Here is a 24,686-nt window from a genome sequence, read left to right as displayed (position 1 = left end):
CAGAGAAGCGCGTGGCTTACTCGATGATCCCCATGATGTCGCTTTCCTTCATCATCAGCAGCTCTTCGCCGTCGACGGTGACTTCGGTGCCCGACCATTTGCCGAACAGAACCCGGTCGCCCGACTTGACTGCCATCGCGATCAGCTCGCCGCTATCCTTGCGGGCGCCTTCGCCACAGGCAACGACAACGCCTTCGCTGGGCTTTTCCTTGGCGCTATCGGGGATGATCAGGCCGCCTGCGGTTTTCTCTTCGCTTTCGGTACGGCGAACCAGCACACGGTCATGAAGCGGTTTCAATGCCATCTTTGCAGCTCCTTGAGGCTCAAAGTTTGTTTCCCTCCCCCTGTTCTTAAACAGAGGCATTAGCACTCAAGTCCGACGAGTGCTAACGGCGCATAGCTAGGGGGTCGAAGGAACCGAGTCAACATCGGAGATACGAAAAGTTGCCACCGCCAAGTGCCGCAACCAGGCCTGTTTACTTCCCTCGCCCGCTTGCGCAGATTTGCAAGGTCAACAGGAAGGGCGGGTTTGATGCGGATCGAAGCGAACGGGATTTACCTCGAAGTCGAGCAGAGCGGACCGGAAGATGGAGTGCCATTGTTCCTGATCCGAGGCCAAGGCAGCCAACTGGTGCATTGGCCCAAGGAGTTGAGCGCAGGTTTTGACGCCGCCGGGTTTCGGACCATCGCCTTTGACAACCGCGATGTGGGCCTGTCTCAGCGTTGCCCGACGCCGAATGTGCCCGACAGCGCCGACGCCATTCTGGCGGCGCTGGCCGCGGGCGCGGACCTGCCCAAACCCTATGGGATCGAGGATATGGTGGGCGACATCACCGGCCTGATGGATGCGCTGGGGATCGAACGCGCGCATTTCTTTGGCATCTCGATGGGGGGCGCAGTGCTGCAACAGCTTTGCATCGACCAGCCTGACCGAGTGCTTTCGGCAACCATCGTGATGACCGCCTGCCGCCCCTTTACCGAGCGCGCGGGCGCAGGACGCGAGGCACTGTTGGCGCTGGCCGCGAACCTGCTGGTGCGTGACGTGAAACAGCAGGACTATCTGGAGGCGCAGGTCGCCGAACACGGGATGTGGGGCAGCCCCGGCTATCCGATGCCCGAGGCCGATATCCGCGCCATGGCCGAGCGCGCCTGGGCGCGTGGTGTCGATGCGGCGGGAAAGAACCGGCAGGTGCTGGCCATCCTGCACGCGCCCGACCGACGCCCCGGCCTGCGCCAGCTCGATCTGCCCTGCCTGGTGATCCATGGCAGGCAGGACACGCTGATCCCGCTGGAGATGGGAGAGGAAATCGCCGCGCATATTCCGGGCTCGGAGTTTCACGCCATCGAGGGCATGGGTCACATCATCACCCCGAAGCTGGCCCCGGTTATCGTGGAGCTGGTGCGCGACTTCATCGCACGGCGCGCCTAGATCGCACTCAGGAACAACCCGCTCGCCAGGAACGTCACGACCAATCCGGCGGCAAGCTCCACCATCGGCAGGGCGACGCCGGCAAACCGCCAGGCCGTGGCCGCGCCCAGCACCCCGCCGCGCAACCCGGCCGAGGCCAGCCCGACCCCGACGGTCACACTGGCGGTTCCCAACGCCATGGCAAAGGTTCCGGCGATTCCGGCCAATGCGATGCCCATCTGCCAGGTCAGGATCAGCACGAACAGCGCCCCGGTGCAGGGCCGGATCGCGATGCTGGCGATCAGCGCCAGCGCCTCGCGCAAGGTGCCGATCTGTTCGACCTCGCTCAGGCTAGGGCCGTGCTTGTGCCCGCAGTGGGAACAGGTCTCGCCGTCATGATGGTGGTGATGATGCTGCGTGGGTTTCCGAGTGGCCAGCAGCCGCCGGGCGCCTCGCCAGACCAGCCAGCAGCCGATCAACGCGATAGCCGCATAGCTGGCGGGCGCCATGATCCGCTCGGTCGCGCCAACCAGATGCTGACGCCCAAGATCCAGCACCGCCACCCCGGCATAGACCAGCGCGATCGCGGTAACCGCCTGGCCCAGGCTCGCCGCCAGCCCGATCGCCGCAAGCCGCAGAACCGGCACCCGCCGACCCAGCCCATAGCCGCCGATCAGCACCTTGCCGTGGCCAGGCCCGACCGCGTGAAAGAATCCATAGGCGAAACAGACCGACAACAGCAGCATCAGCGCCCCGCCCTGCCCGCTGCGCAATCCGCGCAGCGCCTTGGCGATCTGGTTCTGAAAATCCCGTTGCTCGCCCGCCGCCCACAGCGCCAGCTGGTCGAAACCGCCGCTGAGCCAGAGCCAGCCCAGCAGGGCCAGAACCAGCGTGACCGGCAGGATCAGGAGCCGGGACATGTGACGCGGATCTCGGTGGCAAATTCAGCACCGATCAGGGGGATATCCATCTCCTCCAGATCGGCATCGGCGTCGATGCGCAGCAGCATCTCCTGCATCTCGGCAAGTTGCCCGTCGATATCGGGCTCCAACCGCTCCAGCAGGCAATCGTCGCGCCCACTGAGGGTGACCGGGCGCGCAACCTCGTAGGCGGTGTAATAGGTCTCGTCATAGGGGCGCAGCGACAGGGCTGCCCCCGATCCCAAGGCCCCACCGGTAACCGCGCGCAGATGGGTCGACACGATCCGTCCAGCCTCGGTGGTGGCGGTGGGTTCCAGCGGGCCGGACAGCGCCAGTGGCTGATCGCCCAACCGCAGGTCGAGATCGCCGTTATAGCCCTCGATCCATTGCGCATCGAACCCCGCCAATTGCGCCTGTTCCTCGGGTGTCAGGCTGCCATCGCCATCCTGGTCCAGGCCCAGTTCCTCGAGGATGACCAGCGAATAGAAATCATCATAGGCCCAGGTGACCCGCACATGTGTCAGCGCCCCGTCAGGGGCAAAGATCAACTCGAATCCGGTGTCGATGAACACATGCGGATGCGCCATAAGCGGCGCGGGGAGCAGGAAAGTGAGGGCAAGGGCAATCCGGCGCATGGCCAGACGATAGGGCGCGGGTGGGGGGCTGGCAATCCGGGCAGGCGCAGCTGCGGCGCTATTTCGCCATCGGATGCAAAACGAGCGTCTGCAGCGCCATGCCCACTGGCCCGACGGTATCAAAAAGGATCGCTTGCGACATGCCGATACCGTTAGGCTGCCAATGCGATACGGCCTCCGCTGCAAACCAGTCGCCACAGGGCTCGCGATGGATTTGCAGGGTCAGGTCGGTATTCATGAAGCCAAACCGCACCGGAGGCTCGTTCCAGGAGATACCGTTGCCGCAATCGGCCAGCGGGCAGATCGCCTGAATCGGCGAAGGTGCCTCGGTGGCCAGCAAATGCGGCGCCTTCATCCAGACGGTTTTCGGCCCCGGCCCCAGATCCTCGCCCTCGGGATAGGCCATCTCGATAAACTGGCCAAAGGCGGGCCGGTCATGCAGCTTGCCCACCAGCAACGCCGGACCGGATCGCGCGCGGGCAAAATCAGGGGTCGGCACCGTTGCGGTGGGCACCTCTCCCAGTTCCTTGCGCACCAGATGCATCGAGGTTCCGGTGAGGCAAAGCGTACCCTCGTCATCGTGCAGGGCAAGCCGGGCTGTGGTGAGCGTGCGACTGTTGCGCTCTATCTCGGTGGTGATCCGCAGCCCCGCCAGCGGCAGCGGTTTCAGCACGTCGAGCGTCAGCCGGGTCAGCATCTTGTCCGGCCCGGCAGCCGCCTCGGCCGCGCGCGCCACCAGGCCGGTGACCGGCCCGGCATGACAGTGATCGGGCGACCACGGCCCGCGCGCCGGATCGTTGCCGACAAACAGCCCCGGTTCGGTTTCGGTGAAATAGACCGGGGCCGTCACGGGTATCAGACCTTTTCCTGCGTGTACTTCTTCAGCTCGGTCCGGGCGATCTGGCGGCGGTGCACCGCGTCGGGGCCATCGGCAAAGCGCAGGGTGCGCTGACCGGTCCAGGCAGCGGCCAGTGGCGTGTCCTGGCTGATCCCCTGCCCGCCATGCATCTGCATCGCCTCGTCGATCACCTTGAGCGAGACGCGCGGCGCCACCACCTTGATCTGGCTGATCCAGGGCGCGGCGGCCCGGGCGTCGCCCTGATCCATCATCCAGGCGGCCTTGAGGCACAACAGGCGCGCCATCTCGATCTCCATCCGACATTCGGCGATGATGTCGTAATTAGCACCCAGATGCGCGAGTTTCTTGCCGAACGCCTCCTTGTCGAGCGCGCGTTTACACATGCGCTCCAGAGCGATCTCGGCCTGGCCGATCGAACGCATGCAATGGTGGATGCGGCCGGGCCCAAGCCGGCCTTGCGCGATCTCGAAGCCGCGCCCCTCGCCCACCAGGATGTTCTCGGCCGGCACGCGGACATTGGTGAACCGGAGATGCATGTGGCCATGCGGTGCGTCGTCGTGACCAAACACCAGCATCGGACGCAGGATCTCGATGCCTTCGGTCCCGGCAGGCACCACGATCATCGAATGGCGCTGGTGCTTGGGCGTATCCTCGCCCCCGGTCTTGACCATCACGATATAGACCTTGCAGCGCGGATCGCCGGCGCCCGAGGCCCAGTATTTCTCACCGTTCAGCACATAATCGTCGCCATCACGGACACAGGACATCGAGATATTGGTGGCATCCGAACTGGCCACATCCGGCTCGGTCATCAGATAGGCCGAGCGGATCTGCCCCTCCAGCAGCGGCGCCAGCCAGTCCTGCTTCATCTTCGCGCTGCCATAGCGCTCGAAGACTTCCATATTGCCGGTATCGGGGGCGGAACAGTTGAACACCTCGGCCGCCAGCGGGGTCTTGCCCATCTCTTCGGCGAAATAGGCGTATTCGACGGTGGTCAGGCCGAACCCGCGATCGCTGTCGGTCAGCCAGAAGTTCCACAGGCCGGCCGCCTTGGCCTTGGCCTTGAGGCCTTCGAGGATCTCGGTCTGGCGGGCGGTATACTGCCAGCGATCGCCCTTGGCGATTTCTGCGTGGTACTCATCCTCCAACGGCATGATCTCGTCGCGGATCATCGCCGCGACGCGATCCAGAAGCTTGCGGTTCTCGTCGCGCATCGCAAACGTCATGTTCATGGCTTGGCCTCCCCTGCCCCCGGACAACGGGGGGAATGTCTGGATCGAGGATGACTTGGCCCGCGCGGGAATGTCCAGCCGCGTGACGAAACGTCACCGGCCCGAATGTGATCGTGCAGGAAAGGTGCCGTGGGAGAGGGGCCGGAAAACAAGGTTTTCCGGGCCGTTTTCCGGCGCGGAAAACGGCCGCCTGACGCGCGCGCGACAAATCAACTGATGAAGTCGGTATAGGCCGCTTCGTCCATGTAATCGTCCATCGGCGACAGGTCCGTGGGCCGCATCTTGAAGAACCAGGCCTCGCCCATGGGGTCCTCGTTCACCATACCGGGATTGTCGGCCAGCGCCTCGTTCACCTCGACGATCTCGCCATCAAGCGGCGCCAGGATATCCGAGGCCGCCTTGACCGATTCGATCACAACGATCTCGTCATCCTTGCTGACCTCGGTTCCGGGCTCGGGCAGTTCAACGAACACAACATCCCCCAACTGCTCGGCCGCATGGGCGGTAATTCCCACTACGATCAAGTCGTCCTCGGCCAGCAGCCATTCATGCTCTTCGGTATACTTCATCCGGTGTCTTTCCATCTGAAAAACGCTTGCTGCGGGCAAGCCTAGCTTCACCCCCCATTTGCGGCAAGAGAGCAAATGACCCAAGGCATCAAGCGGGCTTGAAGACGCGCTCAAAGGGCCCAAGAAACGCGTTGCAAAGGATGTGTTTTCAGGTGGCGCCAAAGCCGGGTGTTCCCGCTTCTCGATCCCGAGACCCCGGTCGCGGGGCAAAGCGGTTCGTGCTGCTGTCCTGTCAGTTCCAGCTCAATCCGAACGCCGCCAAGTGTATTTCTATTTGAAACCAATGGCGACATGCACAGCGTCCGGGTAGACCAGTCGGTTACCCTGGAAATAATCCGCGAGGGACTCCGCAACCTCGTTTATGAGTGCGTTCTGCGCATCTTCCGGGAGTTCGGTGAACGCAGCCGCTATCGGCATCGAGCGCAAGTGCAATGGTACGAACTCGGATGCTGGCGGCACATCGATCATCAGCTCCTGACGAAAAACGACGACGTCGGAAAAGCCTTGGGCGCTCATTTGGCTTTTCAGTTCGTTTGCCGAGGGTGTTTCCCGTTGCGACCGCTGTTTTCTCGCAATCTCTGGGGAAATGTGATGCTCAACCGCAGCACAAATAGCGCTCGTATACGGGCTGTGCCCATCCCAGATCGAGAAACCCAGACGACCGCCCGGAGCCAGAAGCCGCAAGAACTCTCGCAAAGCCTGCGGCTTGTCAGGGAAGTAGTGATATCCATGCTGAGACAGGATGACATCGTAGGACTCCGAGGGCAGATCGATGTCGCAAACATCGCTTTCGATCCACGCGATATCGAGATTACCGGCCAGTTCCTTCGCTTGCGCGAGCATCGGAGCATTGATGTCGAGGCCGTCTACCTTGCCGCCTGGCCCTACCTTTGTCTTGGTCAATCGGGTTGTCACCCCCGTGCCGCAGGCAACATCCAAGACACGTTCCGAACTGCGAAGTGAGAGCTGGTCGATCAGAGCCTCGGCCCATCGGCCAAACCAAAGCGGCACCATGACTTCTTCGTAAATCTTGGGCCCCTCACCCGCCAATTGAAACGTCATGAAGTGTGTCTCCGTCGTCGCGCTCTCAGTGGACAGCTCTACCACCACCGTCAATTCTGGTCAAAACGCGTGCTTTTCATCGAAAGAACTCAAAGAAGGACTTCCCCGCCAAATCGCCTGCAACATTTCTTGGCAGCACCTTGTCACGAAACAGGAGGTCGAGCCACGGCACAGGTTGCCCGGGCTTGGGACGACCATGCGCCATAAACGGCGCGAACGGCGCCAAAGGGCAGGAGCCGGACAACCCCGAATAGCGCTGACGTCACCGATACGCCGTCTTACGGCGTCAGCATCCATGCACCATCGGCGCCCTTGCACATCCGGGTGCCGATCACCCGCGCATTTGCCGCGCCCTTGGGCCGGATCACATGGTGCAGCACCGCGCAGTCACCCTGCACCGCGTCGACCCGAACGGTTCCCTGCGAGTCGGTCGTTGCGTTCTCCCAGCCGCTTTCGCGCCCGACCACGGGCTTTCCATCGACAATCAACTGCCGCGAGGCCGCGCCCATCAGTTGGAAATCCTCGGGCTCCAGCCCCAGCTCGGCGATGATGCGCGAGATTGGCTTGGCCTCGGCCGCCCCCCCGTACAGTCCAACAGCCAGCAGAAACGCCACAACCAGTTTCATCGCTCACTCCTCAATTCCGGCGGATTTGCCGGATGATTACACGGCCTCGACCCGAACGCCAACGCGTCCGGATGCCCCGGCTCCGGCAATCTTCAAATAAACACGAAGGTTCCTATCTGACCATCCGCACTTGGACTGCCGTCGTCCCCGTCCCAGATTGGCGCAGAGAACAGGACGAGGCACCCATGGCATCCCCCACCTATTACGCCCCGCAAGGCGGCCATCCCGGACAAGAGCAGTTGCTGACCGACCGGGCCATGTTCACCGAGGCCTACGCGGTCATCCCAAGGGGTACGATGCGCGACATCGTTACCAGCAAGCTGCCGTTCTGGGAGGAAACGCGGGCCTGGATTCTCGCCCGGCCGCTAAGTGGTTTCGCCGAGACTTTCTCGCATTACATCATGGAGGTAAAACCCGGCGGCGGCAGCGACCGCCCCGAGACCGATGCAGGCGCGCAGGCGGTGCTGTTCGTGGTCGAGGGGGCGGTGACATTGACCCTCGACGGGGCCGATCATGTGCTGGAACCCGGCGGCTATGCCTATATCCCGGCGGGTCACCCATGGCGGCTGCGTAACCATGCAGGCCCCGCTGCCCGGTTTCACTGGATCCGCAAAGCCTATGAAGCGGTTGAGGGCCTTGATACCCCGACACCTTTCGTGACCCGCGAACAGGATATCGCCCCGAACGAGATGCCGGGCACCGAGGGGCGCTGGTCGACGACGCGTTTCGTCGACCCCGACGACCTGCGCCACGACATGCATGTCACCATCGTGAACTTCCTGCCTGGGGGCGTCATTCCCTTTGCCGAAACCCATGTGATGGAACACGGGCTCTATGTGCTGGAGGGCAAGGCCGTCTACCGGCTGAACCAGGACTGGGTCGAGGTCGAGGCGGGCGATTACATGTGGCTGCGCGCCTTCTGCCCGCAGGCCTGTTACGCGGGCGGGCCGGGGCCGTTCCGCTATCTGCTCTACAAGGATGTGAACCGACACATGGCGCTGCCGCGACGCTAATATCTTCAGGATGCCGAGTATCCGGCACCTGCCATTCGTTGTCAGTTGACCGTGGCGGGCTGCGACACGAACGCCGTTGACCGATCCGAGTTCGCCTCTCGTGCCCTGTTGCGGTCTTCTCGCGGTGGGCATCCGAACTTGCGGGCGTAATCGCGGCTGAACTGCGCGGGGCTTTCATAGCCGACGTCGAACGCAACCGAAGACACCGCCGCGTCGCTGTCCAGGATAAGGCGCCGCGCTTCGAGCAGGCGGATATCCTTCTGGTATTGTCCGGGGGTCAAACCGGTCACCGACTTGAAATGCGCATGAAAGGACGACGTGCTCATGCCGGCATGCTCGGCCAACGCCGACACTTTCATCGGCGCCTCGATCGAGGCGCGGATCGAGGCAATCGCGCGCGCAACGTGATTTGACGGGTCCTCTCGATTCAGGAAACGCCTTAGGATTGCGCCCTGCGACGACAACAGTAGCCGGGCATGGATCTCGCGTAGCAGGATCGGACCAAGCAGCGGTGCCGCGATCTCTTGCCGGGCGAGCTTGATGAGCCGACCGATAGCATCCAGCAATTCACCATCCGCCGGACAAGACAGAAGCGCCGCCGCATTGTCCTCACCCCCGGCAATATCCGGCATCCGATCGAAGAAGCCGCGCAGGATGCCAAGATCCAGTGGCAGCACCACGGCGATGTAGGGCTCGGCCAGAGAGGCCCGGGTGATGCGCGACAGAACCGGCAGATCGTGGCTGACGATAATGGCATTCCCCGCCGGGCAATGCACCGACAGGGTTCCGGCGGAAACATCCTTGGCCCCTTGCAAAATTACGCAGAGCAAAGGCCGGTACAGTGTCCCCTCGATAGCCGAGGGCTGGGTGCGCCTCAGCAGGACAGCCCCACCCAAGCCAAGCTGGATAACGCCCCCTGCCGCATCGGGCGCAGCCAGCTCACCCGCCAACCTAACAAGTCCCGAGTGCATCGGACCTCCATAAACGTCTCTCAAGGCAGGTTTACCACAGACCGGTCCTCGGCATCATTTTTTCGAACAGTTGGAGAATATGACAAGACTTGGAGAGAAAAGAGCAAAATTATCAACCCGTTTTCACTACTATATCTCTAATAGAGCAATTCTTTCAAACCCTCGGACAACTTCTTGGAGCACAGGGATGACCAACTCTCCCAACGAGACCCCCATGACAGAAAGCGGCCTCCCCCTGGTTGGTTTCGGTACCTACCTCATTGCCGACGAGAACGCCGCAGCAGCGGTCGCGGCCGCTATCGGGGTCGGGTATCGCCATATTGACACCGCGGCGGGGTACCACAACGAGGCCGGCGTGGGCCAAGGCATCCGCGACGGCCTTGCCGCAACCGGGCTTGACCGCGCGGACCTGTTCGTGACGACGAAACTGTGGCCCGGCAACCCGGCCTGGGGAGACACACCAAAGGGATATGACGAAACCATTGCCGCCTTCGAGGCGTCGTGCGCGGCACTCGGGCTCGACCATGTCGACCTGTACCTGATCCACGCCCCGTCAGGCGGCGCCGAACGCTTAAACGAATGGCGGGCGCTGGTCGATCTCAAGGCTCAGGGCAAGGCCCGCGCCATCGGGGTAAGCAACTATACCGAAGCCCATATCGAAGAGATTCGGGCGGCGGGCCTGCCGATGCCAGAATACAACCAGATCGAGTTGCATCCCTGGAGCCAAAAGCCCGAACTTCTGGCTTGCATGGCCGAAAACGGTATTGCTCCGATCGCCTACAGCTCACTCGTTCCCCTCTCCACCTGGCGTGCGGAACCAGGGCAAGCCAGCGGCAAGACTGCCGAGATGCAGGCAGACGGAACCGATACACACTCTCCCTTCAAGGCGATGGCCGCGAAACACGGTGTGAGCGAGGCACAAGTCCTGTTGCGGTGGGGCGTGCAAAAGGGGTTCGCGGTCCTGCCCAAAAGCCTGAACCCCCGGCGGATGCAACAGAACATTGAACTGTTCGGCTTTGCCCTTGATGACGATGAAATGGCCCTGATCGAAACGATGGACCGGGGCGATGGTGTTGCCTGGGCAACAGGCGACCCACGTTTCATGGGGTGAGACCGATCGTGGCCCGCCCCCGACCGGGATCAGCGCCCCGATTTTGAAAGTCGGGGGCATGCCGGCGTCCCTTTTCCCGTGTTCTTGTCCCCGGCCTGCTGCGGCTGGGGCTTTTCAGACCCTGTGCAATCTGCTCGAAACATCACAGGGTTTCGGGCTGCACAGGAGGTTTCACCAAGAATAGGCGTCGCGTCTTGTCCGCCCTTCTCGCCCTGTCCGTCTTTGGCCCGGCTGTCGCGGTTGCGCAGCAAGAGACGGTCACCTCACGGGTGATGAGCCGGAGCTGGGCGGCCACGCAGGTATCCGACGCACCCTTGGTCTATCGTGCCACGCGCGACCAGAACGATTTCAGCCCGCTTGGCGCACCTGCCCGGCTGCGCACCCTCCAGGCGATTGCCACCGTTGAACAAGCGACCGGCTACACGGTTGTCCGCAAGACGTTGTACCGGAAATTTCGGGTGAGTTCTTTGCCAGGGTCAACTGTCGGTGAGGCAAGCGGTGTCTGGGCATTGAGATCGGTCAAAGCTCCTGCCATAGCTTGCCCATGAGACTCGCGATCAACGGATTCGGCCGCATCGGCCGCACCATCCTGCGGCAGCTGCTGGCTGCGCCGCGGACCACCGATATCGACCTGGTGCTGATCAACGATATCGCACCGCTTGAGACCTGCGCCTATCTGTTCGAATTTGACAGCACCTTCGGGCCCTGGCGCGGCAGCGTTGCCACCGGCGCCGACAGCTTGGTCGTTGATGGCCTGACCATTCCTGTCACCCACAGCGCCGACCTGGCACGGGTCGACCTGTCGGGCGTGGATGTTTTGCTCGATTGCACCGGCATCGCCCGCACATCGGACGTGGCCGCCCGGGGCCTCGGTGCCGGAGCTGGCAAGGTGCTGATCTCAGGCCCCTCGCCCGCCGCCGAAATCACCGTGGTGCTGGGCGCAAACGAGGCGCTTCTGGGGAATGCCCGTATCGTCTCGAACGCCTCGTGTACCACCAACGGGCTGGCACCGGTGGCGCGGGTGATCGATGACATCGCGGGCATCGTCAGTGCGCATATGACGACGATCCACTGCTACACCAACAGCCAGCCGATGGTCGACGCGCCCCGGGGTGATCTGGCCCGCTCGCGGGCCGGGGCGCTATCGATGGTGCCCACCACCTCCAGCGCCACCCATCTGATCGACGAGGTCCTGCCGCATCTGGCCGGCCGCATCTCGGGTGCGGCAGTCCGGGTTCCGACCGCCAGCGTTTCCGCGGTCGACCTGGTGGTGCAACTCGACCGCGCGATGACACCTGGACAGTTCGATGCCGCCCTACGCGCCGCGGTCGAGACCTCGCCAGTGCTTGGCTGGACAGACAAGCCGCTGGTCTCCTCGGACCTGCGCGCGCGCCCGGAATCGCTGGTCATCGCCGGCCCCGAGACCCGCATGGTGGGGGACAGGCAGGTCAGGGTGTTCGGCTGGTACGACAATGAATGGGGATTCTCGGCCCGGATGCTGGATATCGCCCGCCTGATGGCCGTCTGACCCCGGCCACGGCACCCGGCACCTTTCTTCTGTTCGAAAATACCTCCGCCGGAGGCATCGCGCTTCAGCGCGATCCGCGCGCGGGGCTTGCCCCCGCGCGCCCGGCCCAACCGGGGCCAACGCATCTTTGATGCGGTGGACCCGGGCGGGAGTGGTCCGCCCGATGAAACCCCTTACTTGCGACCGTGTCCGGCCATGCCGCCCGAAACCTCCTCGGTCGCCTCTTCCCCCAGTTCCTGCGGCAGGATCAGGTTCAGCACGATGGCAATCACGGCCGCGGGCAACAACCCGCTGGTCATCAGGATACGCGCGGTATCGGGCAGATGCTGCACCGCGCCGGGCTCCAGTTGCAAACCCAGCCCGACCGACAGCGCAATGGCAAAGATCACCATGTTGCGCCGGTTCCAGTGCACGTCCGACAGCATCGAGACACCGGCGGCAACCACCATGCCGAACATCACGATGACACCGCCGCCCAGCACCTCGATCGGCACGGTACGGATGATCGCGCCCACCTTGGGCACCAGCCCGCAGAGGATCAGGAACAGCGCCCCGATGGTGACCACATGGCGGCTCATCACCCCGGTCATGGCGATCAGGCCCACGTTCTGGCTGAACGAGGTGTTGGGGAAGGCACCGAACAGACCCGCAACAGCAGTGCCCAGACCATCGGCATAGGTGGCGCCGGCGATTTCCTTGTCGGTCGCCTCGCGTCCCGCGCCGCCCTTGGTGATGCCCGAAACATCGCCCACCGTCTCGATGGCCGAAACCACCGCCATCATCGCAAAGCCGATGACGGCGGCCAGCGAGAACTCGAACCCGTATTTGAACGGCACCGGCAGAGCAAAGCCCGCTGCCCGGCTCCAGCTGGTGCCAATCCCCTCGAAGGTCACCATGCCCACCATCAGCGCATAGACATAGCCAACGATCAGCCCCAGCAGCACCGCCGAGACCGACAGCATGCCGCGGGCAAAGAACTTCAGCCCCAGCGTCACTAGGATCACCACCAGCGCCGCCGACCAGTTGAGGAGCGAGCCATATTCCGGGGTGCCGATGGCGGGCACGCCGCCAGCCGCATACTGAATGCCGACCTTGACCAGCGCCAGACCGATCATCGTCACCACCAGCCCGGTGACCAGCGGCGGCAGCGCAAAGCGGATGCGCCCGATGAAGAAGCCGAGGCAGAAATGAAACAGGCCGCCGATGATCGCGCCGCCGAATAGCGCCGCCAGCGCATCCACCCCCTTGCCCGCCACCAGCGGGATCATGATCGGCAGAAAGGCAAAGCTGGTGCCCTGCACGATGGGCAGGCCCGCGCCGACCCGACCGATGGTCACCGTTTGCAACAGCGTCGCCACACCGGCGAACAGCATCGACATCTGGATCAGGTAGAGAAGCTGCGGGAAGTCGGGCGAGTTCGAGCCAAAGCCAAAGCCCGCCGCCCCCGCCACGATGATCGCCGGCGTGACGTTCGAGACGAACATCGCCAGCACATGCTGGATGCCCAGCGGCACCGCCTTTGCTAGCGGCGGGGTGTAATTCGGATCGCGGAGTTGCTCCGCAGTCCCGATCGAAGTGTCAGCCATGATATCACTGTCCTCCCTGTGTGGATCATGGGGGTCTTGCCGCCTCTTGTCTGCCGGGCGGCTTCTTTATCCGGCGACCACCTCCCATGGGTCGTCGAACCAGAATTCTTCCAGATTGGCGCCGGGGCCGATCCGGTCGACCACCGCAAACAGGCCCGGCGCGGCCAGCGGCGTCAGCACCCCGTGCCAGGTGCCGCGATGATAGTTCACCGCCTGCCCTGCTTCAGTGACAAAGGCGCGCGGCGTGCCGGGGCGGCCGCCCTCATCGGGGGCCACAATGACCAGAAAGGGCTGATGGCTCATCGGAATAAAGGCCTGACTGCCATCGGGATGCCGTTCGACCATGTCGAGCGTATAGGGCAGCGCGCGCGGGTTGGCGTTGAACAGGCTGATACCCGCGCGCCCCTCGATGAAATCGAGCCGCGCGCGGTCATGATAGCGCCCGCATTGCCCTTGGTTGATGATCTTGTCCGGTGCGCCCGAGACCGACAGCAGGTCGCCAAAGGGCGCGAACCCGGCGACCGTGATCGGCTCTGTCACGATGCGGCGGCTCATGAGGGCAGCACGTCGCGCAGGCGGAACTCGGCGATGCGTTCGACCTGTCGGCAGGCCTCGGCAAATTCGGTCTCGCGGTCATTGCCGATGCGGCGCTGAAAGGCGGCAAGGATCGACGCCTTGTCATGGTCGCGCACCGCGATGATGAAGGGAAAGCCGAAGCGCGCCACATATTCGGTATTGAGCCGCGTAAAGGTGGCGCGTTCCTCGTCGGTCAGCGCATCGAGCCCGGCCGAGGCCTGCTCGGAGGTGCTTTCCGCCGTCAGCCGTTTAGCCTGCGCCAGCTTGCCCGCCAGGTCGGGGTGGGCGGTCAGAACGCCCAGCCTTTCCTCGACGCTGGCCGAGCGGAACATGCGGCAAAGCGCATTGTGCAACCCGCCCGCCGTGTCATGGGCGGGGCCGAGTTCAAGCCCATGGGCGCGCTCGGCGATCCAGGGGGAATGTTCGAAAATGCCGCCATAGGCCGCCACGAAATCGGCCTTGGGCATCTCGGAGGGACGGGTCCGGGCCACCGGCGGATGCTCCCGCGCCCAGTGCTCGGCGATTTGCAGGCGCGTGGCGAACCAGACGTCCGCATGCCCGCGCGCATAGTCGAGGAAGCGTTTCAGCGCCATCACCCGGCCCGGACGGCCGACAAGACGGCAATGCAGGCCGATGGACAGCATCTTGGGCGCGCCCTCGACCCCTTCAGCATAGAGCGCGTCGAAGCTGTCCTTGAGATAGGCATAGAACTGATCGCCCGAGTTGAACCCCTGCGGCGTGGCAAAGCGCATGTCGTTACAGTCGAGCGTGTAGGGCACGATCAACTGGTCACGCCCGTCGATGCGTTTCCAATAGGGCAGATCGTCGTCATAGGTGTCGGCGATGTAATCCATCCCGGCCTCGGACGCGAGGCGCACGGTGTTCATCGAACATCGCCCGGTGTACCAGCCGCGCGGACGGCTGCCGGTCACCTCGGTATGCAGGCGGATCGCCTCGGCGATCTCGGCGCGCTCCTCTTCCTCGGGCATGTCCTTGTGTTCGACCCATTTCAGCCCGTGGCTGGCAATTTCCCAACCCGCGGCTTTCATCGCCGCCACCTGATCCGGCGAACGGGCCAGCGCGGTGGCGACGCCGTAGACAGTGACCGGCAGGTCCTGCATCAGACGGTGCAGGCGCCAGAACCCGGCCCGCGCCCCGTATTCATAGATTGTCTCCATGTTCCAGTGTCGCTGACCCGGCCATTGCGCGGCGCCCACCACCTCAGACAGAAAAGCCTCGGAGGCGGCATCGCCATGCAGGATGTTGTTCTCGCCGCCCTCTTCGTAATTCAGCACGATCTGCACCGCGATCCGGGCACCGCCGGGCCAATTGGCATGCGGGGGCGTCGCGCCGTAACCGATCATGTCGCGCGGATAGCGGGGAGATGTCATGGCTGGGTCCTGCCTGATTGAGAATGAGATCCGCTTTTGTCCATATCCCAGAACGCGGGTTCCTTTTATCAAATGCGATTTGACGCAGCTTTCGGAAATTGGAAAGAGCGCACTGGACCGTCCAGGGGCATGATGGGCAGCGGGGCGCCCGGTTCAGGGTGCCGCAGGGTCGGCCCACTGGGCAAGCGGCCATCTTCAAATCAAGACAGAAACTCTCTCGTGTTTTCCGGGTTTGCCCCAGGCAATATGGATATGCGAGGCAAGGGGACGCACAAGGAGGCCGCCATGACCGGATATCTGACCACACATGTTCTGGACACCGCCCGCGGGTGCCCCGCCGCGGGACTGAGGATCAGCCTGTACAGCATCTCTGGAACAACGCGCAGCGAGATTACCCGGATGGTCACCAATGCGGACGGACGGACCGACGCGCCAATCCTGCCTCAAGAGACCTTTGCGACCGGGACCTATGAGCTGGAGTTTGCCGCTGGCGACTATCTGCGCGCCACCGGCCAGGCCGGGGAGGAACCGCTGTTCCTGGACATTGTGCCGATCCGGTTCGGAATGTCGGACGCCGAGGCGCATTACCATGTGCCGCTGCTGCTGTCACCCTTTGGCTATTCCACCTATCGCGGTAGCTAGGCGCGGTCGTTGAAGAAGCGGGGCCCTCCCGCCCGTCGGTCAGGCATCAAAGATGCCCTCCTCCCGTTGGGCCAGGCGCCGCGCTCCTGGCGCAGCGCGGTTGCGGTGGGCATGACCGCTCGCCATTGACCGACCGCGCCGGAACGCAGGTCCGGCGCCGGGCCCAACGCCGGGAGTTGCCCGTCAGGGCAGCGATCCGGGGGCGGGAGCGCCCCGGTCTCAGGCGGCGACCTTTTCGGCCGTTTTCACCGCCCGTCCGATCCGTTCTATCATGAACTCCATGAACAGCCGGGTCTTGGGGTCTTGATGTCGCCGGTGCGTATAGAGACAGGCCATCTGTACGGGCACCGGAGGTGTGTCCATCGCCACCGGCACCAGCCGCCCCGCCTTCAGATGTTCGGCCACCTCGAAAACCGGCTTCATCGCGATCCCCTGCCCCGTCAGCGCCCAATCGGTCAGCACATCACCATCGTCGCATTCGTGCCGCCCCGAAACCGCAAACCGGCGCGGGCCTTCGGCGGTCTGCAACAGCCACTGGAACTCGGTCGCGCCGGGAAAGCGCAGGTTGAGGCATTCGTGCCGCCCCGCGATCAGGTCCTGACCGGTGACAGGCAGCCCGCGGCGCTTGACATAGTCCGGTGCGGCACACAGCACCCGGCGGCAATCGGCGATCTTGCGGATGCGCAGGTTGCTGTCCTCGGGCTGGCCCAGGAAAAAGGCCAGATCCAGCCCCTCGGTGGTCAGGTCGATGGTCCGGTCGGTCAGCCGCAAACGGATGTCGATCTCGGGATACTCGGCCAGGAATTCCGGCACGTTCGGCGCCAGCAACCGCCGCCCCAACCCCAGCGGCGCCGCCACAAAAAGCGAACCGCGCGGCGCCTCGGTCAGGTGCATGACCTGCGCCTCGGCCTCGTCCACCGCATCCAGCACCGCCACCGCCCCGGGGTAAAAGGCGCGCCCCTGCTCAGTAGGCGTCAGGTTCCGGGTGGTGCGCTGGAACAGCCGCACGTTCAGATGGTCCTCAAGCTGCGAGATCCGGGCCGAGGTCACTGCCGGCGAGATCCGCAAGTCGCGCCCCGCAGCGGACATGCTGCCCAGTTCATAGACCCGCACGAAGGTTCGGATATTATCGAGATAGGACATTGTTCCGGAAATTTTGATACAGCTTGGCAATATGCTGGAATACCGGAAAAAACGCGCTTTGCCTAGTCTGACGCAAACGGATCGGAGACCACCCTTATGTATGATCTAGCCGTGTTCTGGGATTGGCTGGCCTTTGGCGTGCGCTGGCTGCATGTGATCACCGCGATTGCCTGGATCGGATCGTCTTTCTATTTCATCGCCCTCGACCTCGGGCTGCGCAAGGCGCCCGACCTTCCGCCGGGTGCCCATGGCGAGGAATGGCAGGTGCATGGCGGCGGATTCTACCACATCCGCAAGTTCCTGGTCGCGCCCGAACGCATGCCCGAACACCTGACCTGGTTCAAATGGGAGAGCTATGCGACCTGGCTCAGCGGCTTTGCCCTGCTGATGATCGTCTATTGGGCGGGGGGAGAGCTGTATCTGATCGACCAGTCAAAGGCGGAACTGGCGCTGTGGCAGGGCATTGCGATCTCGGCGGCGACGCTGTCGATCGGCTGGCTGGTTTATGACCGGCTGTGCAAATCCGGCCTGGCCGAGCGCCCGACCCTGTTGATGGTGCTGCTCTTTGTCCTGCTGGTGGTGATGGGCTGGGCGCTGAACCAGGTGTTCACAGGTCGCGCCATGATGCTGCATCTGGGCGCCTTCACCGCCACGATCATGAGCGCCAACGTCTTCTTCATCATCATCCCCAACCAGAAGATCGTGGTGGCCGACCTGATGGCCGGACGCGCGCCCGATCCGAAATACGGCAAGATCGCCAAGCTGCGCTCGACCCATAACAACTATCTGACGCTGCCGGTCCTGTTCCTGATGCTGTCGAACCACTATCCGCTGGCCTTTGCCACCCAGTACAACTGGATCATCGCGGCGCTGGTCTTCCTGATGGGGGTGACGATCCGGCACTATTTCAACTCGCTGCATGCCCGCACCGGCAATCCCACATGGACATGGCTGGTTACCGCCCTTTTGTTCCTTGCCATCATCTGGCTCTCGACCGCACCGATGCACCAGCCGCTGGAAGAGGCCGAGGCGCAACCGATGACCGCGACCGAACAGCGGCTGGCCGCCGCGCCCGGCTTTGCCGAGGCGCATGACGTGGTACTGGGGCGCTGTTCCATGTGCCATGCCCGCGAACCGGTGTGGGAGGGCATCCTCTGGGCGCCCAGGGGTGTGCTGCTGGAAACCGAAGGCGATATCGCGCGCAATGCGCGGGCGATCTATCTGCAATCCGGCGTAAGCCATGCCATGCCCCCCGCCAATGTCACCTATATGGAACCCGAGGATCGCGCCGCGATCATCGCCTGGTACCGCGCCGCCACCCGCTGACGCGCCCTTGCCGCCCGGAAATGAAGCGACTGCGCAGGGCGCCTGCCTGCCCGTTCCCTTCCGGCGCGGCAGTTCCGCCGATCCTGGATTATGCCGTTCCGCTCCCCTCGCTCGCTGTGCTACACAGACAGCAACCGGCGAGTCATCCTTGGGGGGAGGCCCGTAATCCGTAAGGCCGAGCAGTCTGGAGCCGTGGCATGAAACTGACAGGCCCCTTGGGTGTGCTTTTGCGCGGTCTCGCCACCGCGGCCATTGCCCTTGCGCCCACACATATACTCGCCCTCGAAGCGGTGCTGACCGCGCCTGACGCATCGGAAGAGTTGCAGGATCGTCTGCGCCAAAGCTCGGCAGCCCTTTCGGCGCCGGCACGTGGCCAGGACAGCCCGCTGGAACTGCTGTCAGCGGCGCTCTCGGATTACCGTACCCTGGTTCAGGTTCTGTATGACGCGGGCCATTTCAGCCCGGTGATCCATATCCGTCTGGACGGGCGCGAGGCCGCCGGAATCGACCCGTTCTTCACACCTGAAAAGATCGGACGGATCGAGATCGCGGTCGATCCCGGCCCCGCCTTCCGCTTTGGCACAGCGCGCGTGGAACCGCTAAGTGCCGGAACGCGCCTGCCCGAAGGCTTCGCCACCGGCCAGCCCGCCACCACCGGCACCATCCGCGACGCGGCGCAGACAGGTATCACCGGTTGGCGCGAGGCCGGTTACGCCAAGGTCCGGGTCGGCGACCAGCGCATTCGGGTGCGCCATGCCCCCGCCGAACTGGACGCCGACATTCGCCTGTTACCAGGCCCCAAACTGCGCTTCGGCCAGATGTATGTGCAGGGCGACAGCGGCGTGACACCCGAGGCCATCGCGCGCATCGCGGGCTTCCCCAGCGGCGAGGTCTATTCGCCGGACCAGGTGCAACGGGTCGGTACCCGGCTGCGCCGTACCGGCGCCTTTGCGCTGGTCTCGGTCACCGAACACGAGACCCCCAATCCCGACGGCACGCTCGATTTCGACGCCACGTTCGAGGACCTGCCCAAGCGACGCATCACATTCGGCGCCGAACTGTCCTCGCGCGACGGGCTCGACCTGTCGGCGATCTGGATCCACCGCAACCTGTTTGGCGCTGCCGAGCGGCTGCGGCTTGAGGCGACCGTGCGCAACATCGGCGGCACCGAGGATATCGATGGACGCATCGGTTTCCGTCTTGACCGGCCCGACCGGCTGGGGCCGGATGACAGCATCTTTTATATCGGCGAGGCGGAACGGCGAAACCGCACCCATTACCAGATCACCCGCGCGGTGCTGGGCATAGGCGCGCGCCGCACTTTTTCGGACACGCTTTATGCCGAGGCCGGGATCGGCCTGAGCTATGGCGATGCGGACGACGCTTATGGCACCGGGCGCAAGTTCCGGTATCTGGGGCTGCGCACGGCCCTGGAATGGGACGAGCGCGACAACAAGGTCAGCGCCACGCGGGGCTTTTACATCAATGCCGGGCTGGACCCGTTCATCGGGTTGTCAGGCACAAAGTCGGGGGCCCGGCTGACCGCCGATGGCCGCGCCTATTGGGACTTCAACACCGAAGGCCGCTTCGTGCTGGCCGGGCGGTTGCAACTCGGTTCGGTCTTTGGTCCGTCGCAATCCGATATCTCGCCAGAGCTGCTGTTCTTCTCGGGCGGCGCGGGCACCGTGCGCGGCCAACCTTACGAGAGCCTGGGCCTGCCGGTCGGTGCCAATACCGCGGGCGGCAAGTCCTTTGTCGGCCTGTCGACCGAGATCCGGGGCAAGGTGACCGAAAAGATCTCGCTGGTAGGCTTTTACGATTTCGGCTCGGTGGGGGCATCGTCCTTCATCACCTCGGGATCGGACAGCCATGCGGGTGCCGGGCTGGGCATCCGCTATGACCTGGGCGGGCTGGGGCCGCTGCGGCTGGACCTCGCTTATCCGACCAGCGGCAAGACCGATGGCGGGCTACAATTCTATCTGGGGATCGGGCAGGCATTCTGATGAAACCGGTTGTGTATCCGCTGGCCTTCGCGCTCACTCTGTCCACGGCAGTGGCCGAAACCCAGAGTCTTGAAGAAAGCGGCGGCCTGCTTGTCGATTTTCTAGAAGACACCTTGTCGGGCGAGGGGCGCAACATCCGGGTGCGTGGCCTCTCGGGCGCGCTGAGTGCGCGGGCCACGATCGAGGAGATCACCGTCGCCGACGCCGACGGGGTTTGGCTGACCATCCGCTCGGCGGAACTGGACTGGAACCGGCTGGCGTTGCTGCGTGGACGCTTCTCGGTCAACACGCTCACCGCCGCCGAGATCGACATTGCCCGCCAGCCCCTGCCCGCGCCCGCCGAGGTCGAGCTTCCCGATGCCGCCGCAACCCCGTTTCAGGTGCCCGAACTGCCGGTCGCGGTGGAACTTGGAGAGCTTGGGGTCGAGACTTTGACACTGGGCGAGCCGCTGCTGGGCGTGGCAGCGACGCTGTCGATCGGGGGCAATCTGACCCTGGCAGACGGGGCGCTGGATACCGCGTTGAGTGTGACTCGGCTGGACCGGCCCGGCGACAAGATCGATCTGGTGGCGGGCTTTGCCAACGAGACCCGGCAGATCACACTGGATCTGACCCTGACCGAGGCGGCGGGCGGGTTGATCGCAACCACGCTGGGGATTCCCGATGCCCCCGCGCTGCTTTTCAATGCCAATGGCGCGGGGCCGGTCGACGATTTCACCGCCGATATCGGGTTGAGCAGCGATGCCGTCGAACGGATAACAGGACAGGTGCGGCTCCGCGGCACCGGAGATGAAAACGCCCCGGGCATCACCTTTGCCGCCGAGCTGGGCGGCGATGTCACGCCGCTGCTGGATCCCGCCTTTGACCCGTTCTTCGGCACCGACACCCGGTTCGCCATCAACGGCAGTTCGCTCGCTGACGGGGCGATGCGGATTGACCGGTTCGACCTCCGCTCGGACGCGCTCGACCTGAGCGGCGCGCTGGCCCTGGCCCCCGGCGGCACGCTGGACCGCGCCCAGATCAAAGGGCGCATCACTCCTCCCGATGGCACCCACGTGACCCTGCCCGTGCCCGACCAGCGGATCACGCTGGGCGCAGCGCAGCTGACGGGTCGCTATGACCGCAGCGAGGGCGATGGCTGGGTTCTGGACCTGAGCGCCGAGGCGCTCGACACGCCCGATCTGCGGCTCGACCGCGCCCGGATCGGTGCCAGCGGCACCCTGACCCCGGCGGCAGGTGGTCCCACCCTGGCCGGGCAGATCGACGCCGCGCTGGATGGGATGGCGTTTGCCGACCCGGCGCTGAACAGCGCCTTGGGCGAGGCCGTCACGCTGACGAGCGGTTTCGAACTGCCGCCCGAACAGGCGCTTTCGCTGACCGGTCTTGTCCTGCGTGGAGCCGATTTCACCGCCACTGCCGATGCGGTGATCGACGGGCTGACCTCCGGCTTTGAGATGGACGGAACCATGTCTCTGACCGCCGCCGATCTCGGCCGCTTCTCGGGGCTGGCGGGGCGCGATCTGGGCGGCGAGGCCGAGGCGCGGCTGACCGGGACCGGCGCACCTCTTTCGGGTAGCTTCGACTTCGTGCTGGACGTCGAGGGGCGTGACCTGAAAACCGGCATGGCCGAGGCCGATCCCCTGCTGGTTGGCACCAGTCGCCTGCATCTGGACGCGCTGCGCGACGACACCGGTATGACGGTGCGCGCGCTGACCCTCGATTCCGCAGCGGGACAAATCGAGGCCGAGGCAAAGGTGACCCAACCCGATGGCATTCTGGCGCTGGATGGCAACCTGCGGATCGACACGCCCGACCTTACCCCCTTCTCGGGGTTGGCCGGGCGGCCGCTGAGCGGCGCCGTGGTGGCCGAGATCACCGGCAGCGCCACCCGGCTGGGCGAGGAGTTCGACCTGACCGTTGATCTGAGTGGCCGGGGCCTCTCCAGTGGCATGGCTGATATCGACCCACTGCTGACTGGCGCGATCCGGATGAACCTCGACGCGCGCCGCGCCGGCGACGACCTGAGCCTGCGCCACTTCACGCTTGACGCGCCGGTGCTCAGCACCGAGGTGCAGGGCGAGGTGACCGGGTTGACCGGCGCGCCGGTCTTTGACGGCACCGCACGCATCATGGCCCCCGATCTCACGCCCTTCTCGGGGTTGGCCGGTCTGGAGCTTGGCGGGCAGATCCGCGCCGGGCTCGAGGGGCGCACCGCACTGAACGGCGAGAGCTTTGATCTGAGCCTCGCGCTCGATGGTGTCGACCTGCGCACCGGCATTGCCCAGGCCGACGCGCTGATCGCCGGACAAACCCGGCTGGAATTCGACGGCAGCCGCGATGCGGGCGGGATGGATATCCGCCATTTCGACCTGGACGGCAGCGCGCTCAGCGCCGAGGCCTCGGGCGCTTTTCGCGGCACCGGCAGCAACCTGCGCTTCGCCGCCCGGCTGGATGATCTCTCGCGGGTGACGCCCTCTGTATCGGGGCCGCTCAAGCTCAGCGGCACCCTGTCACCCACCGAAACCGGCCTGCGCAGCGATATCGAGTTGCTGGGCCCCGACAGTTCCTTTGCCCGGCTGAACGGTACGGTAGATACGAATGGTGCCGCAGATCTGGAATTTGACGCCGAACTGGCGCGGCTGGAGCGCTTTGTCCCCGATCTGGCCGGGGCGTTGAAAGCGGTCGGAACCGCCACCCGCACGGGCGGCATCTGGACGGTCAACGGCAACGCACGTGGCCCCGCAGGGATCACGGCGGATGTGGCCGGCACATTCGACGAGGGGCAAGGTACGGCAGACATGACCGCCCAAGGCCAGCTCAGCCTGGGCGCCGCCAACAGGGCGCTGGCCCCCAACAAGATCGACGGCACCGCGCGGTTCGATCTGGCGCTGCGCGGCAAGCCGGGACTGGGGGCGCTGAGCGGCACCATCACAACTGCCGAATCGGCGCTTGCGATCCCCGGTCTTGGCCAGACCATCACCGGCATCGGCGGTACTGTCACCCTTGCGAACAGTGCCGCCCGGATCGACATCCGTGGCGGCGTACGCGCCGGGGGCGGCTTTACCGTCACCGGCCCAGTCTCGCTCCTGCCGCCCTTTGACGGGCAGATCGCGGTGCGGCTGAACGATCTGGTGATGACCGACAACCTCTCCTTTGAGAGCGTGTTGGGCGGGCAGGTCACCCTGTCCGGGCCGCTCACCGGCAACAGCCAGCTGGCCGGGCAGATCGAGGTCGGAGAGACCAATATCAACCTTAACAACGCTTCGGGCGCGGTTGGCGCCGCCCCAATTCCCGAGGGCATGGTGCACCAGCAAGAGCCCGGGGCAGTCTACGCCACGCGCGAACGCGCAAAGCTGGTCGATACCGGCAATAGCGGTGGCGGCAGCTCGACCATGGCGCTGGACATCGCGATCAACGCGCCCGGCAAGGTCTATGCGCGCGGGCGCGGCCTGAATGCCGAGATGGGAGGGCGCATCCATATCGGTGGCACCAGCGCGGCGGTGGTCCCCTCGGGTCAGATCGCGCTGATCCGGGGCGATTTCAACATTCTTGGTCGCCGTCTGAAACTGACCAAGGGCGTTGTCACCCTGCAAGGCGACCTGACACCTTTTGTCGAGTTCGCCTCGACCGCAACCACCTCCGAAGGGCAGGCCACGCTCAGGATCATCGGGCCGCTGGACCAGCCCGAGGTCCAGGTGACTGCGGACCCCGACCGCCCCTCCGAAGAGGCGCTGGCCATGCTGCTGTTCGGCAACCAGTTCTCGCAGCTCTCACCCTTTGTGATCGCGCAGATGGCCGCCTCGCTGGCGACATTGTCGGGCCATGGTGGCGACGTCGCCAAAGGGGCAAGGGAAAAGACAGGTACAGACACGATCGAAATCGGTACTGACTCGGGCGGGGTTGGACGGCTGGGCGCCGGGGCCTATCTGAGTGACAATCTCTACACCGATTTCACCGTCAATATCGAGGGCGATACCGAGGTGAACCTGAACCTGGACGTGACCGACAATCTGACGCTCAAGGGCATGGTCGACAATTCCGGCGACACCTCGCTGGGCATCTTCTTCGAACGCGACTACTGAGTG

General features: G+C 64.4%; 22 protein-coding genes. 9 read left to right on the top strand and 13 right to left on the bottom strand.

The window, feature by feature from the left end; translation table 11 throughout:
- Positions 1–16: 16 nt before the first annotated feature.
- Positions 17–304: a co-chaperone GroES gene (gene groES / locus AC2FNA_RS19240; protein ID WP_011046635.1), complete on the bottom strand. Its 288-nt coding sequence runs from the start codon at positions 302–304 to the stop codon at positions 17–19.
- A 228-nt stretch (positions 305–532) separates the two neighbouring features.
- Between groES and AC2FNA_RS19235 the strand changes: the two genes are divergently transcribed.
- The gene (locus AC2FNA_RS19235; RefSeq protein ID WP_496829306.1) at positions 533–1,429 is read left to right on the top strand and encodes an alpha/beta fold hydrolase; all 897 of its coding nucleotides are present in this window, start codon (positions 533–535) and stop codon (positions 1,427–1,429) included.
- Here AC2FNA_RS19235 and AC2FNA_RS19230 read toward each other — a convergent pair.
- From AC2FNA_RS19230 to AC2FNA_RS19200, 7 genes are all read right to left on the bottom strand, one after another.
- Complete coding sequence (locus AC2FNA_RS19230; protein ID WP_496829304.1) at positions 1,426–2,328, bottom strand: nickel/cobalt transporter; 903 nt, start codon at positions 2,326–2,328, stop codon at positions 1,426–1,428. The two genes, AC2FNA_RS19235 and AC2FNA_RS19230, sit on opposite strands and share 4 nt — an antisense overlap.
- The gene (locus AC2FNA_RS19225) at positions 2,313–2,963 is read right to left on the bottom strand and encodes a DUF1007 family protein (protein ID WP_496829302.1); all 651 of its coding nucleotides are present in this window, start codon (positions 2,961–2,963) and stop codon (positions 2,313–2,315) included. The genes AC2FNA_RS19230 and AC2FNA_RS19225 overlap by 16 nt, the downstream gene beginning before the upstream one ends.
- A gap of 58 nt (positions 2,964–3,021) precedes the next feature.
- Positions 3,022–3,813, bottom strand: a complete 792-nt coding sequence (locus AC2FNA_RS19220) for a thioesterase family protein (RefSeq protein WP_496829300.1) — start codon at positions 3,811–3,813, stop codon at positions 3,022–3,024.
- Positions 3,814–3,818: 5 nt separating this feature from the next.
- Positions 3,819–5,054, bottom strand: a complete 1,236-nt coding sequence (locus AC2FNA_RS19215; protein WP_496829298.1) for an acyl-CoA dehydrogenase family protein — start codon at positions 5,052–5,054, stop codon at positions 3,819–3,821.
- A gap of 209 nt (positions 5,055–5,263) precedes the next feature.
- Complete coding sequence (gcvH, locus tag AC2FNA_RS19210) at positions 5,264–5,623, bottom strand: glycine cleavage system protein GcvH (RefSeq protein ID WP_496829296.1); 360 nt, start codon at positions 5,621–5,623, stop codon at positions 5,264–5,266.
- A gap of 270 nt (positions 5,624–5,893) precedes the next feature.
- Positions 5,894–6,685 (bottom strand): class I SAM-dependent methyltransferase, encoded by a 792-nt coding sequence (locus AC2FNA_RS19205; protein WP_496829294.1) that lies wholly within the window; start codon positions 6,683–6,685, stop codon positions 5,894–5,896.
- A 278-nt stretch (positions 6,686–6,963) separates the two neighbouring features.
- Complete coding sequence (locus AC2FNA_RS19200; protein WP_234139312.1) at positions 6,964–7,311, bottom strand: hypothetical protein; 348 nt, start codon at positions 7,309–7,311, stop codon at positions 6,964–6,966.
- Positions 7,312–7,496: 185 nt separating this feature from the next.
- On the opposite strand from AC2FNA_RS19200, the gene AC2FNA_RS19195 reads away from it, so the two are divergent.
- On the top strand, positions 7,497–8,324 hold the full coding sequence (locus tag AC2FNA_RS19195) for a bifunctional allantoicase/(S)-ureidoglycine aminohydrolase (RefSeq protein ID WP_496829292.1): 828 nt from the start codon (positions 7,497–7,499) through the stop codon (positions 8,322–8,324).
- A gap of 41 nt (positions 8,325–8,365) precedes the next feature.
- Here the strand turns inward: AC2FNA_RS19195 and AC2FNA_RS19190 are convergent, their stop codons facing one another.
- Positions 8,366–9,295 (bottom strand): AraC family transcriptional regulator, encoded by a 930-nt coding sequence (locus AC2FNA_RS19190; RefSeq protein WP_496829290.1) that lies wholly within the window; start codon positions 9,293–9,295, stop codon positions 8,366–8,368.
- Between the two features lie 187 nt (positions 9,296–9,482).
- Here AC2FNA_RS19190 and AC2FNA_RS19185 point away from each other — a divergent pair, with 187 nt between their 5' ends.
- The 3 genes from AC2FNA_RS19185 to AC2FNA_RS19175 all read left to right on the top strand — a co-directional run bounded on the left by AC2FNA_RS19185 (position 9,483) and on the right by AC2FNA_RS19175 (position 11,934).
- Complete coding sequence (locus AC2FNA_RS19185) at positions 9,483–10,406, top strand: aldo/keto reductase (protein ID WP_496829288.1); 924 nt, start codon at positions 9,483–9,485, stop codon at positions 10,404–10,406.
- Between the two features lie 194 nt (positions 10,407–10,600).
- Positions 10,601–10,954 carry a hypothetical protein gene (locus AC2FNA_RS19180; protein ID WP_496829286.1) on the top strand — a complete coding sequence of 118 codons (354 nt, stop codon included), beginning with the start codon at positions 10,601–10,603 and terminating at the stop codon, positions 10,952–10,954.
- On the top strand, positions 10,951–11,934 hold the full coding sequence (locus AC2FNA_RS19175; protein ID WP_496829284.1) for a type I glyceraldehyde-3-phosphate dehydrogenase: 984 nt from the start codon (positions 10,951–10,953) through the stop codon (positions 11,932–11,934). Before AC2FNA_RS19180 ends, AC2FNA_RS19175 begins: the two co-directional genes overlap by 4 nt.
- A 173-nt stretch (positions 11,935–12,107) precedes the next feature.
- On the opposite strand, the gene AC2FNA_RS19170 is transcribed toward AC2FNA_RS19175, so the two are convergent.
- From AC2FNA_RS19170 to puuE, 3 genes are all read right to left on the bottom strand, one after another.
- Complete coding sequence (locus tag AC2FNA_RS19170; RefSeq protein ID WP_496829282.1) at positions 12,108–13,520, bottom strand: nucleobase:cation symporter-2 family protein; 1,413 nt, start codon at positions 13,518–13,520, stop codon at positions 12,108–12,110.
- A 66-nt stretch (positions 13,521–13,586) separates the two neighbouring features.
- The gene (locus tag AC2FNA_RS19165) at positions 13,587–14,075 is read right to left on the bottom strand and encodes an ureidoglycolate lyase (RefSeq protein WP_496829280.1); all 489 of its coding nucleotides are present in this window, start codon (positions 14,073–14,075) and stop codon (positions 13,587–13,589) included.
- On the bottom strand, positions 14,072–15,487 hold the full coding sequence (gene puuE, locus AC2FNA_RS19160) for an allantoinase PuuE (protein ID WP_496829278.1): 1,416 nt from the start codon (positions 15,485–15,487) through the stop codon (positions 14,072–14,074). The genes AC2FNA_RS19165 and puuE overlap by 4 nt, the downstream gene beginning before the upstream one ends.
- A gap of 285 nt (positions 15,488–15,772) precedes the next feature.
- Here puuE and uraH point away from each other — a divergent pair, with 285 nt between their 5' ends.
- A complete protein-coding gene (uraH, locus tag AC2FNA_RS19155; RefSeq protein WP_496829277.1) occupies positions 15,773–16,129 on the top strand; it encodes a hydroxyisourate hydrolase in 357 nt (118 codons plus the stop codon).
- 219 nt (positions 16,130–16,348) lie between these two features.
- On the opposite strand, the gene AC2FNA_RS19150 is transcribed toward uraH, so the two are convergent.
- Positions 16,349–17,272, bottom strand: coding sequence for a LysR family transcriptional regulator (locus AC2FNA_RS19150; protein ID WP_496829276.1), 924 nt, complete (start codon positions 17,270–17,272; stop codon positions 16,349–16,351).
- 96 nt (positions 17,273–17,368) lie between these two features.
- Between AC2FNA_RS19150 and AC2FNA_RS19145 the strand changes: the two genes are divergently transcribed.
- From AC2FNA_RS19145 to AC2FNA_RS19135, 3 genes are all read left to right on the top strand, one after another.
- On the top strand, positions 17,369–18,598 hold the full coding sequence (locus tag AC2FNA_RS19145; RefSeq protein WP_496829274.1) for a urate hydroxylase PuuD: 1,230 nt from the start codon (positions 17,369–17,371) through the stop codon (positions 18,596–18,598).
- Positions 18,599–18,795: 197 nt separating this feature from the next.
- Positions 18,796–20,601 (top strand): autotransporter assembly complex protein TamA, encoded by a 1,806-nt coding sequence (locus AC2FNA_RS19140; RefSeq protein WP_496829272.1) that lies wholly within the window; start codon positions 18,796–18,798, stop codon positions 20,599–20,601.
- Positions 20,601–24,683: a translocation/assembly module TamB domain-containing protein gene (locus AC2FNA_RS19135; protein ID WP_496829271.1), complete on the top strand. Its 4,083-nt coding sequence runs from the start codon at positions 20,601–20,603 to the stop codon at positions 24,681–24,683. The genes AC2FNA_RS19140 and AC2FNA_RS19135 overlap by 1 nt, the downstream gene beginning before the upstream one ends.
- Positions 24,684–24,686 lie beyond the last annotated feature (3 nt).

It is taken from the genome of Ruegeria sp. YKSD163, from assembly GCF_059612905.1.
Note: the sequence above shows the minus strand (reverse complement) of the source record. Positions and strands in the feature narration are given on the sequence as shown.